This is a genomic window from Kocuria rhizosphaerae, from assembly GCF_044462265.1.
In the GTDB taxonomy this organism is placed as follows: Bacteria; Actinomycetota; Actinomycetes; order Actinomycetales; family Micrococcaceae; genus Kocuria; species Kocuria rhizosphaerae.
This window is the reverse complement of record NZ_JBISWL010000044.1, coordinates 23,532-35,095: the sequence shown is the minus strand read 5'-3', so window position 1 is coordinate 35,095 and position 11,564 is coordinate 23,532. Positions and strand designations below refer to the sequence as shown.

The following is an 11,564-nucleotide window of genomic DNA, read 5'->3' as shown; positions in this document are numbered from 1 at the left end:
CGGCCACCGGTCCGCCTACTGGACGCCGGCCTCCGGGGGCGGCAGGCGGTGGGTGAGCTCCTCGTCCACGGACTCGACGCCGTCCACGGACCGCAGGGCAGGCACGGAGCTCTCACCGGCCGAGCCGGTGACCATGCCGATCGAGCCCAGGACCTGCTCGACCTGCATCCCGCAGGAGCGCAGGGCCCCGGCGACGTCGTCGATGACCGCGAGGTGGGCGGCGTCGACCGTCACGCAGATGCGCATCATGCTCCGAGCGTAGCCGCCCGCGCGGGCGTGGTCACCGGGTGCGCGCCAGGACAAGTCCCGAGCCGACGTCGAGGGAGGGCGCCGCGAGCCGCCGGCTCTCCTGGACCAGCTCCGCCCACAGCTCCCGTCCCCGGCGGCCGGTGGCCTCGGCCAGCAGCGCGGCCACCCCGGCCACGTGCGGGGCGGCCATGCTCGTGCCGCTGATGGTCCGGCGCCGCACGGGCATCGGCCAGGAGGAGTGCACCTCGAAGCCCGGCGCCGCGACGTCCACCTGCCCTCCGGAGCCGGGCAGGGTGCGGGCGGAGAACCAGGCGGTGTCCAGCTGCTGGTTCAGCGCGCCGACCGCCATGACGAAGGGGCTGTTGGCGGGCGCCCCGACGAATCCGGCGTCCCCGTTGACCCGGTCTGCGTTGTTGCCGGCGGCGGCCACGAGCAGCGCCCCGCGGTCGAGCGCGCGGCGCCCGGCGGCCGTGTACGGCGGGTGGACGGTGCGCACGTCGGCACCCAGGGACATGGAGATCACCGCGCAGCCGTGCCCGAGCGCCCAGTCGATCCCGGCGAGGATGCCGGCGTCACTCCCCTCCCCGGCGTCGCCGAGGACCTTGCCGGCGTAGATCTCCGCCCCGTGGGCGACGCCGTAGCGCGGTCCCGTGCCGGGCTCCCGGGGACCGCAGGCCGTGCCGATGCAGTGCGTGCCGTGCCCGTGCCCGTCCTGGGCGGTCTCCCCCGGGACGAAGGAGTGCGTGACGACCTCGCGCTGGGCGAAGTCCGGGTGGGCGATGTCGAACCCGGTGTCCAGCACGGCGACCCGCACGCCCGCCCCGGAGTGCGGTGAGGAGAGGACCTGCGTGGCCTGGAGGCCCCAGGTGAACCGGTCGGTGTCCTCGAAGTACGGGGGCCCGCCCTCCGTGGCCGTGTCCTCGCGCGCCGTGCCGGACTCCAGCCGGCGGCCCAGGTCGGTGACCCCGTCCCGGTAGCCCCGCAGGTAGTCGGCGCTCCCGGTGTCCATGACGTGGTGGACGAGCTCGGGCGAGACCGACAGCACGGGACCGTGCTCGGTCGCCCCGGCCCCGAGCCGGGAGACCTGGGCGTCCTCGGCGGCGACGACGACGATGCCGAGATCCGCCAGGTACACGGCGCCCGGCCCGCCCGACACGTCCGTGATGTCTTCCGTGAAGTCCCGGGAGTCCAGGACCTCGGCCACCCCGGCGTCCCGGAGCAGGCCCCGCGGGTCGTCCCGGGGTTCCGCCAGCACGACGACGTAGCGCCCCGTGGTGCCGGCGCGGGCCTCACCGCCGCCTCGGCCGAACCCGTCCCGACGCGTCGAGTCGATCATCATGACGTCCCCCTCTCGCTGCGGGCCGGCTCCGGCGGAGCTGCGCCCCTGGTCACGAGCCTATTCCGCCCGGACGCACTGGGCCACCGAGGACCCGGGCCGGGATCGGCGCGCCATCGTCCCCGCCAGACCCGCCCGTGGGGCAGGAGGCCCGGAGCCGCGCCCGGCGGCCGCGCCGCGACAGCGCTCGGCGGGCGCGCTCAGCGGGCGCGACAGGTCAGGCCGAGCACGACGTAGCCGGCCGGCACCGCCAGGAGCACGAGCGGCCCGTGGTCGGGCGCCGACCCGAGCAGGGCGGCCAGGGCGGCCAGGGCGGCGGCACCGCCGGCCACCGCCAGCACGGATCCCACGGCCAGGACGCTCGTCCGCGCCGCCGCCACGAGCCTCTCGTGGGACCGTCCGAGCGCCGGCCGTGGTTCTGCGCAGGCGGTCTGGGCGGTGCGGGCGGCCCGCGCGACTCCGCCCCCGCCGCGGAAGGAGCCCGAGGCGATGACCACGGCCGGCTGCCGGGACCGGGACCCGGCGGGCGAGGGGTCCTCGGTGCGCGGCAGCAGGAGGTAGCACGCCGCGGCCGCGGCGACCACGGCCAGTGCGGCCGTCGAGGACAGCAGGTCGGCCAGCCACCACAGGCCGCCGACGGGAACGTCCAGCAGCCCGCCGCCCAGGGCGTCCGCGGGCCCGGCGGGGGACGTCGGATCGGCCACGAGCCCCGGGGCCCACGCGCCGGTCAGCCGCCAGCCCAGCGGCAGCGCGAGGGCGGCGGCGGCCAGGGCGGCGCGGCCCCGCGCGGAGGCGGGGCGGAACCGCCCGGGCCGGCGGAGGGCGGTGGCCACGAAGATCGCGTACCCGAGGACGAGCACGGGCACGCCCAGCAGCAGCGTGGCGTGGAGGAGGACCATCGCGGTCCAGGCGAACGGGTTCTGCACGGCGCCGAGCGCGGGGACGGAGAGCCCGAAGGCCACGAGCAGCCAACAGGCGAAGAGTGCCGCGGTCAGCACGGTCCCGTACCGGCGGCCCAGCAGCTGCGTCCCGGCCGTCGTCACCCGGGGGGTCGAGACCACCGCGGTGGTGGCCCGGGCCGCCTGCCACAGCACGGCCAGACAGATGGCGAGCAGTCCCAGGAACCACGGCTCGGGGGCGGCGACCGCCCCGCAGGCCCCGTCGTAGCACCGCACCGTATCGACGAACACATTGACCGCGGTCACAGCAGGCCCCTCCCCAGGCGCTCCCCACGGCGGCCGCCCGGCCGCCGCCCCCCGTCTCCCGGCCTTGTCACAGGGCCTCGAGGGGTGCTCCCAGCGTAGGGTCGGCGGCGTGCCGCGGTCTGTCCCCCGCGTGTCCCCCCTTCGGCGCGGTCCGTCCCCCCTTCTGCGCCGGGGCCCGCTTCCGTGGCCGCGTGGATCAGCCCTGGGCGGGCGGCATCTCGAGGTGCACGACCTTGACCTGGGTCATCTCGCCGAGCAGCTCGGGCCCGTAGCCGAAGCCGGCGCCGCTGGCCCGGCGCGGCTGGGCGGATCCGCCCGGGGCGCCGCCGAAGACGTTGTTGATCTTCAGGGTGCCGACGGGCAGCTCCGCGACCGCCCGCTGCGCGTGGGCGATCCGCCCCGTGAGGACGGTGGCGGCCAGCCCGTAGCGGTCCTCGGCGGCGAGTCGCAGCCCCTCCTCGAAGGTCTCGACCACCTGGACGGGGGCCACCGGTCCGAAGGTCTCCTCGGTCATGACCGGCATCGGCCGGCTGCACTCGCGCAGGACCGTGGCCGGGTAGAACGCCCCGGGGCCCTCGGGCACCCGGGCCCCCTCGACGACCACGGCCCCCCGGCCGACGCTCTCGGAGACCTGGCGGTGCACCTCGTTCCGCATCCGCCGGTCGACGAGCGGAGCCAGGCCGTCCGCGGTATTGCGCCGGCGGGCCTCCTCGGCGAGCGCGGCGAGGAACGGCTCGGCCACGGCCCGGTGGACGTAGATCCGCTCGACCGCCACGCAGATCTGCCCGGTGTTGGCGAACGCGCCGAGGGCCGCCTGGGACGCGGCCCAGGCCGGGTCGACGTCGTCGTCGACCACGAGGGCGTCGTTGCCGCCGTTCTCGCGGATCACGTGGGCGCCCGTCGCGGCCGCCGCCCGGGCGATGCGCTCCCCCGTGGCCGTGGAGCCGACGTGGGCGAGGACGTCGACGCCGGGAAGCCCGGTGAGCAGCTCCCCGACCTCGGCGCCGCCGTCGACGGTGGTCAGCACACCCTCCGGAAGGGCCTCGGCGAGGATCTCCCCCATCCGCGCGCCCACGTGGGGGCACCGCTCGCTGGGCTTGTGCACCACGGTGTTCCCGGTGACGACCGCCGCCCCGAGCAGGCCGGCGGCCACGGCCACGGGGTCGTTCCAGGGCGTGAGGGCCACGACGACGCCCCGGGGCTCGGCCACGGTCCAGTCGGCGGCGAGCACGTGCCCGCGCAGGCTGTGCCCGCGGTGCACCGGGCCCAGCTCCGCGTACTGGCGCAGCGTGCCGACGCCGGCCCGGACACCGCCGAGGGCCTCGTCCACGGGTTTGCCCGTCTCACGGGCATTGAGCTCGGCCAGCTCCTGGGCGTGCTCGGCCAGCCGGTCCGCGGCCGACCGCAGGACGGCGCCCCGCTGCTCGGGGGCCGTCCACGCCCACTCCCGAGCCGCGGCCCGCGCGGCGGCGACCGCGGCGCGGACCTCGTCCTCCGAGGCGCAGCGCACGGTCCCCACGGTGGACCCGTCGCGGGGGTCCAGCACGGTGAGCTCGTCGGCGGTGGTGGCTGCGGTGGTGGCTGCTGCGGTGGTCATCGGTCTCCTTCTCGTGGGTTCTCCTGCGGCCGCTCGGGCCGGCGCCTGCCCGATGCCGGGGCCTCCGGCCGAGCCTCGGGTCCTGTCCCGATGAGCATACTGATGAACGGCCGGGAACCGGCTACGGTAGCAGTGACCGGGCCGCCGCCCTCGCGGCGGCCCACCCCCTGTCCCCGCGACCCCGCCCGCGGCGTCCGCAGCGCCGGCTGCGGACCGGGCCGCGTGCGGCCGGGCGGTGGCCGGGACGGCGGTGTCCGGCACAGCAGTCAGCAGCGCAGTCATCAGCAGAGAGGAAGAGGCATGAGTTCGCACCCCAACCCCGGACGGGTCCTGATCACCGGTGGCGCCTCGGGCCTGGGCGCCGCCGTGGCGGACGCGGTCCGTGACCACGGCGGCACCCCCATCGTCCTGGACCGGGACATCAGCACGCTCAGCGGCGTGACGGCCTACCAGGTCGACGTCGCGGACACCGCCGCCGTCGCCGAGACCGTCAGGAAGGCCGCGGAGGCCGCGGGCGGGCTGGACGCCGTCGTCACGGCGGCCGGGATCGACCGCTGCGGACGGCTCGAGGACGTGCCCGCCGAGGACTGGGAGAAGGTCGTGCAGGTCAACCTGTTCGGCACGGTGTCCACGGTCCGGGCGGCGCTGCCGGCGCTGAAGGAGTCGCGGGGCCGGGTCGTGACCGTGTCCTCGACGCTGGCGCTGAAGGGCGTCTCGGACGCCACGGCGTACTGCGCCTCGAAGTTCGGGGTCACCGGCTTCACCCAGGCCCTCGCGGCGGAGCTCAAGGGCCAGGTCGGGGTCACGCAGCTGATCCCCGGCGGCATGAAGACCCGCTTCTTCGACGACCGGGACGAGCAGTACAAGCCCCAGGACGACTCCCAGCTCAACGATCCCGAGAACGTGGCGAACGCCGTGCTCTTCGCGCTCGGCCAGCCACGGGGCTGCGAGGTCCGCGAGCTGTTCGTGGCCCACGCCGAGGAGGGCTCCTGGCCCTGACCGGCCGCCGCCGGCACCGCGCTCCGGGGCGCGCGGAGGAGATCCGCGTGCCCCGGACCCGCGGGTGTTCAGGCGGACGAGCGGGGGCCTTCCCCCACCACGAACGATCAGGGAGTAGGCTTATCAAAATGAATTTGCATCTGTAGTCGACATCGGTCGTCCCCCGTCTCCTCCAGGAAGGTCAGGACCTGCCGTGGACACCTCACCCCCCACCGTCGTGGCGCGCGTCCCCGTCGCCGTGCTCTGCCTCGACGCCGACGGCCGGCCCGTGAGCCCCTCGGCCCCGACCCTCGCGCGCGGCTCCACCGGCCTCCAGGACCTCGTGCACCGGGTCTACACCGGGATCCGGGGCGAGGTCCCCGGAGAGGCGGTCACCGTCTCCTTCCAGGAGGTCCGGCAGGGCGCCCTGCAGCTGGAGTACCTCGTGGTGGACCGTGCCCGTGGCCTCGGACGCCGCTGGCTGCGGGGTGCCCGGCACGGGGACGCGGCCCAGACCGCCCTGACGGAGGCGGCCACCGTGGTGTTCGCCACGGTGACCGTGATCTCGGCCCTCGGCGCGGCCACCTCGGCGCGCTGGGCGGACACCCCGGACCCCGAAGCCGTCGACCTGGTCCTGGACGGGGCGGCCGCCCTCCGTGTGCCCCGAGCGGTGCCCGCCCTGCTGCGGGACGGGACGGCCTTGCAGATGGTGCGCGACCCCCTCGCCCCGTTCTCCGACGGCGAGATCGAGCAGATGATCATCACCAAGGACACCGGGGCGGCAGGTGACCACGACCGCGTGGTGGTCACCCGCACCCCCGGGCTCGTGCGCTTCGTCGAGGGCGGCCCGGTCGCGCCGTTGCCGGACTCCGGCACCGCGGCGCCGGAGCGCCCGGCCCCCCGGGCTCACGGAATTCCCGCGGAGAGGCGGTAGCGGAACGCGGCCACCACGTCGCGGCCCACGGCCGGGCGGGGACAGTACTCTTTGCCCGCCGCCGTCGGCGTCCAGCTGCCGGTGGGTGCCTGGGCGCGCGGACGAGTTCCACGGGCCCAGACCGCGGAAACACCGCAGGTCAGTCCGTGGTTGTCCCCCAAAATGCGGACACCCCCCTCCGGCCTGTGAAAATGCGTGTGCATCTACGATGGAAGCCACCCCTCTTCCCGGAAAGGCCCGCTGCCAGCGTGGACACACCTCCCTCGAACGTCGTGGCTCGCATCCCGCGCGTCGTCCGCTGCCTCGACGCCCAGGGGCGGCCCGTCAGCCTCTCCGCGGCCACACTCGTGCGCAGCTCCACGGCGCTGCAGGACCTGTTGCGCCGAACCTTCGCCACCGCCCGTGGCCGGGCGTCACAGGAGCGGGTCACGGTCGCCTTTCAGGAGCAGGAGCAGGGCGAGCTGAAGCTGGAGTACCTGGTGGTGGACATCGACCCGCCCAGCCGCTGGTTGAGGCACCGGCTTCGGCACCAGAAGGCGCAGGCCCAGGCAGCTCTCGCGGAGGCCACCGTGGTCGTCGCCGCGGCCGTCGATGCGATCGGGCCGTTGGCCTGCGCTACGTCGGCCCGTTGGTCGGAAGCCGAGACCCCGGCCTTCGTCGACGTGGTGCTCGACGACGCCCGCACCGTGCGGGTGCCCCGGGCCCTGCAGACCGGGCTGGGTGACGAGGCGGTGCTGGAGCTGATGCGGCAGACCCTGCGGATGTTCGTGGACGACGACGTCGACCGGATGATCATCGGCAAGGACCCGGAGACGCCGGGCGCCTACCACGAGAGCGTGGTCGCCCGCTCCCCGGGCCTCATGGACTTCCTGCGAGGACAGCCTCTGGCCTCGCTGGTGCCCGGGGGGACAGGCCGGCAGAGCGGCTGATCCCTCCGGCCACCCCTGTGGCCTCCGCTCGCGTGCAGTCCTCGCTTTCCCCTGGATCGTCCCGCGGCCGGCCCTCCGGGTCTGCACGGGCAGGCCCTGCCGCGCCTCGAGCACTCGAGCATGCGTATCCCCCTTAATGGCTCTGTCCAGGCCGCCCGACGTCGATGAAGAATCAACTAAAGGAGGACACGCCGGCAGTCTCGTTCACGGATGACGTGGACCGTCGCCCCAGGCGTCCCCACCACCACGTCGCGGTCCACGGAAGGACACCAGCACCATGAAGCTCATCGCCCATCTCCAGCGTGTCGAGACCCGCCTCCTCGAGCTCGAAGGCGAGGACTACGTCGAAACCCGCGACAGACTCATCGCCTCGGTGCCTGATGGCTACACATTGCTGCGCATCAGCCGGGCCGCCTGAGCCACCCTTCGCCGGGTCACCGGCCCGTTCCACGAGACCGTGGTCGCCAGGTCTCCGGCTCGCCTCGACCTCGTCCGGGGACGGCCCCTGACCTCGTTGCCTTCCGGGGGTGGAACCGAGCCAGGCCCGAGTCTTGCGGGGCCGTGCACGGCAGCGCCGGCCCTGGTCGGAGGGCCGGTCAGTGTCCGACCATGGAGGGAGACCGGAGCGCGAGACCGGAGCGGGAGACTGCCGTCGGTTGGGCGGCACCTCGGCTCCGGACAGGAAGGACGCCCAGCATGGACCCCATGACGCCGTTGCGGAACCGGCTTCGGACCACGTTCACCGGCCGGTCCGACCGTGTCCCGGAGTGGGAGCTCGCTCTGGCCGAGGGGGATGACGCCGGGTACTTCCGCCCGGACTCCGCCGTGTGGGCCGTCCACGGGTCCATGGCCACGATCCCCGCCGGGATCCGGGCGCTGCTCACCCAGGCCCTGCACCCGGGCGCTCTCGCCGGGGTCGTCGAGCACTCCGACTACCGGGGCGATCCCCTGGGGCGCCTGGCGGGGACCATCCGGTGGATCTTCACCGTCACCTACGGCGACACGGCGGCGGCCCGCCGCGCCTCGGACCATGTGCGCCGCGTGCACGACGGGGTGCACGGCACCTACACCGGGGCCGACGGCGTGACACGGCCGTACAGCGCCAACGATCCGGACCTGGCCGAGTGGGTGCACCTGGCCTTCACCGACGCGTTCCTGCGCTGCCACGAACGCTGGGGCGGGCCCATTCCCGGGGGGCCCGACGCGTACGTGCGGGAGTGGGCGGTGGCCGGGGAGCTGATGGGCGTGACCGACCCGCCCCGCTCCGTGCCGGAGCTCGACTCCCGGATCCTCGCCTTCGCTGCGCAGCTGACGGGGGGTCCCCGTGTGGACGACGTCGTGCGCTTCCTGCGGCGCCCACCCCTGGACCCGTGGCTGCTCCCGGGCTACCGCGCACTGTTCGCCGCCGTCGTGGACGAACTGCCGCGACACCACCGCGACCTGCTCGGGCTGGCGCGGACGCGGCTGGGGCCCGTCCGGCTGCCGACCGGGCCGGCGGCCGGGCTCGCGCTCGCGGTGATCGGCCGGGCTCTGGGCGAGACCGGGCCCAGTGAGACGGCCGCGCGGCAACGGCTCGCGCGACTGGGCGCAGCCTAGACCGCGCAGGGCCGTCCACCCCCGTTCCCGGACACGACGTGAGTCGTCACAGGCTCCCGGCCGAGAGGCGGTAGAGGAACGCGGCCATCACGCCGCGGTCCACGGCCACACGGGGCCGGTACTCCTTGCCCTCGCTCGTGGACCACCCGCCGGAGATGCCTCTGTCGGCCATCCAGGCCATCTCCCGGTAGAACGTGGACGTGGGCGTGACATCCACGAACGGCGAGGTCGACGGCGCCGTGTACGGGGGCGAGCCGGCCAGCCGGTAGAGGAACGCGGCCATCACGCCGCGGTCCACCGCAAGGCGGGGCCGGTACTCCTTGCCCGCCGCCGTCGACCAGCCCCCTGAGATGCCCCGGTCGGCCATCCACGCCATCTCCTTGTAGAACGTCGTGGACGGGGTGATGTCCACGAACGGCGAGGTCGCCGGCGCCGTGTACGGCGGCGAGCCGGCCAGCCGGTAGAGGAACGCGGCCATCACGTCGCGGTCCACGGCCAGCCGGGGCCGGTACTCCTTGCCCGCCGCCGTCGACCAGCCCCCGGAGATCCCGGCATCGGCCATCCACGCCATCTCCTTGTAGAACGTCGTCGACGGGGTGATGTCCACGAACGGCGACGTCGCCGGGGCCGTGTAGGGAGCGCCGTCCTCGTTGGCGTTGTCCAGCACCAGCTTGACGATGTCGGTGCCCGTGGTCACCCAGAGACTCCCGCCGCCGTCGAAGTCCAGGTGCCGGTCGGTGCCGGTGAGCACCCGTGAGTACTGGCCCGTGGCCGTCGAGAGGATCGTCAGGGTGCCCCACGACATGTGCGCCAGGCGTGTGGTGCCGGGCACGACGGCGAGCTCCACGCTCTGCCAGGCGGCCCGGCCGGTGCGGTTGCCGATCACGAAGGTGCGCAGCGGCGCGCCGTCGGAGAGCCGCAGCTCCACGACCGTGTCCAGGGTGGCCACGTAGAGCTTGCCGTTGAGCAGGACGGGGCCGTAGAGCTCCTTGGTGCCGGGCAGCGTCCTTTTCCACTTCAGGGCGCCGGTGCGCGCGTCCGCCGCGAAGGCCACGGCGTCCCCGGTCCAGTCGGTGCTGCCCATCCCGCCCCGCACCGAGGTTCCTCCGTAGACGGTGTGGCCCTCGGCGGTGAGCCCCACGATCGACAGTTCGGGGATCAGCTTGTTGTACACCTTGACGGTTCCCGTGGCCCGCTCGTAAGTCCCCAGCGCACCGCCCCGCAGCCCGTAGTCGGGCACCGTGCCGAAGACGACGTGTGACTGTGCGGAGGCCCAGGCGAAGATCCGCGACTGCTGGTGGGTCTCGCTCAGGCTCGCCCGGGTCGCGAAGGCCGAGGAGTCCTGGACCCCCTTGGCGATGCTGTGCGTGACCACGACGGCCTTGGGATACGAGCCCACGAAGAGCGTCCCGCCGTCGACGGCCATGCCCTCGATCTGCTCGATCTCCGCGCTGGGCGCGGAGTGGGCGAACACGCCGGTGGCCAGGTTCGTGGAGCACAGCCCGTCCCCGCGGTAGCCGCCGGCGTAGGCGGTGTTCGTGGCGCGGTCGATGACCATGGACTGCGTGGCCAGCGGCACCGGCACCACCTGGTACTGCACGCTCCGGCCCGTGGACCCGGCGGTGCTCACCCGGGCGGCCGACAGCACCGACGACCCCTTGCTGACGAGGTAGAGCGTCGAGGCGATGAGGCCGATGTGCACCGTGTACCGGTCGTCCACCGGGGCAACCGTCTCCACGACCATGTCGGCGTCGAGGGGACGGATGCGGCGGATCACGCCGTAGTTGTTGACGTAGGCGTAGCCGTCAGCGTCGAGCTCGGTGATCGACCGGGAGGACATCTTGACGGGATTGTCCGACCACGTGCCGGAGACGACGTCGTGGACGGAGACGACCTCGCTTCCCGAGGTGTTGTTGTGCCACACGAACACCTTCCGGCCCAGGGCCACCGTCTTGGGCACGAACGACTTCAGCCCGCGGCCGGGGATGGTCCGGCGTGCCGGACTCGACGGGGCGTCGACGTCGATCCGGAACAGGTCGGGGTCCGCCGTGCCGGTACCCGACCAGACGATCTTCCGGTCCGGAGAGATGCTCAGCCCGCGGGCGTACTCGTTGCCGTTGCCCAGCGCGGGCGTGCGGGTGAGCTCGGCCCCCGTGGACGGGTCGAGGCAGACCACCACGCCGGCCGGGAACGTGCCGGCCCACAGGCGGCCCTTGTAGTCGACCTGGAACTCGTAGAGCTCGGCGATGTCGGCGGCGGCGGTGCCGAACTGCCGGATCGACCGATTGGGGACGGAGACGGCCATGAGGTTCCGGCCGGAGGAGAAGTAGATGTTGCCCTCGCCGTCGTGCCCCCAGTTGCCCGAGGTCTTGCCCGGGGTGTCGACGGCGTAGTGCACGGCGCCGGTGTCCGCGTTGAAGATCTGCAGCGCCTTCGTGCCGTCGCCCGCGTTGAAGGTGACCAGGTAGCGGGCCGTGCCCACGGTGATCACGCCGACGCCCGAGGCCGAGGTGAGCGTGTAGCTGCGGAACAGGTCGCGGTGCCGGCCCGTGACGGTTCCCGCGATGCCCAGGGCGCTCGTCTTGACCTCCTGCCCCAGCACCACGGCTGCGGCGGCGGGGCGGGCGCCGACGGCCGTGGAGGCCACGGCCGCCGAGGAGCCGAGCAGCGCGGTGGCGCCGATCAGGTGCCGCCGCGAGACGCGGGTGGACGACGTCGTGCGGATTTCCTCGGACATGCG

At 74.1% G+C, this 11,564-nt stretch carries 10 protein-coding genes; 5 read left to right on the top strand and 5 right to left on the bottom strand.

All coding sequences use genetic code 11. The annotated features are described in order from the left end of the window. Positions 1-15: 15 nt before the first annotated feature. From ACH9EU_RS05500 to ACH9EU_RS05485, 4 genes are all read right to left on the bottom strand, one after another. Complete coding sequence (locus ACH9EU_RS05500; RefSeq protein WP_396412937.1) at positions 16-249, bottom strand: hypothetical protein; 234 nt, start codon at positions 247-249, stop codon at positions 16-18. A 31-nt stretch (positions 250-280) separates the two neighbouring features. Further along, positions 281-1,588 carry a S8 family serine peptidase gene (locus ACH9EU_RS05495; RefSeq protein ID WP_396412936.1) on the bottom strand — a complete coding sequence of 436 codons (1,308 nt, stop codon included), beginning with the start codon at positions 1,586-1,588 and terminating at the stop codon, positions 281-283. Positions 1,589-1,785: 197 nt separating this feature from the next. Further along, on the bottom strand, positions 1,786-2,790 hold the full coding sequence (locus tag ACH9EU_RS05490; protein ID WP_396412935.1) for a hypothetical protein: 1,005 nt from the start codon (positions 2,788-2,790) through the stop codon (positions 1,786-1,788). Positions 2,791-2,986: 196 nt separating this feature from the next. Next, positions 2,987-4,387, bottom strand: a complete 1,401-nt coding sequence (locus tag ACH9EU_RS05485) for an aldehyde dehydrogenase family protein (RefSeq protein ID WP_396412934.1) — start codon at positions 4,385-4,387, stop codon at positions 2,987-2,989. A gap of 300 nt (positions 4,388-4,687) precedes the next feature. Between ACH9EU_RS05485 and ACH9EU_RS05480 the strand changes: the two genes are divergently transcribed. The 5 genes from ACH9EU_RS05480 to ACH9EU_RS05460 all read left to right on the top strand — a co-directional run bounded on the left by ACH9EU_RS05480 (position 4,688) and on the right by ACH9EU_RS05460 (position 8,824). Continuing rightward, positions 4,688-5,386 (top strand): SDR family NAD(P)-dependent oxidoreductase, encoded by a 699-nt coding sequence (locus ACH9EU_RS05480; protein ID WP_396412933.1) that lies wholly within the window; start codon positions 4,688-4,690, stop codon positions 5,384-5,386. A gap of 193 nt (positions 5,387-5,579) precedes the next feature. Next, positions 5,580-6,299 (top strand): hypothetical protein, encoded by a 720-nt coding sequence (locus tag ACH9EU_RS05475; RefSeq protein ID WP_396412932.1) that lies wholly within the window; start codon positions 5,580-5,582, stop codon positions 6,297-6,299. A gap of 248 nt (positions 6,300-6,547) precedes the next feature. Next, positions 6,548-7,228, top strand: a complete 681-nt coding sequence (locus tag ACH9EU_RS05470) for a hypothetical protein (RefSeq protein ID WP_396412931.1) — start codon at positions 6,548-6,550, stop codon at positions 7,226-7,228. A 277-nt stretch (positions 7,229-7,505) separates the two neighbouring features. After that, positions 7,506-7,646, top strand: a complete 141-nt coding sequence (locus ACH9EU_RS05465) for a hypothetical protein (protein ID WP_396412930.1) — start codon at positions 7,506-7,508, stop codon at positions 7,644-7,646. Positions 7,647-7,924: 278 nt separating this feature from the next. Then, entirely contained in the window at positions 7,925-8,824 is a 900-nt protein-coding gene (locus tag ACH9EU_RS05460) for an oxygenase MpaB family protein (RefSeq protein ID WP_396412929.1), read from the top strand. A gap of 46 nt (positions 8,825-8,870) precedes the next feature. Here ACH9EU_RS05460 and ACH9EU_RS05455 read toward each other — a convergent pair whose 3' ends face one another. Further along, positions 8,871-11,561 (bottom strand): S-layer homology domain-containing protein, encoded by a 2,691-nt coding sequence (locus ACH9EU_RS05455; RefSeq protein ID WP_396412928.1) that lies wholly within the window; start codon positions 11,559-11,561, stop codon positions 8,871-8,873. Between the last annotated feature and the right edge of the window lie 3 nt (positions 11,562-11,564).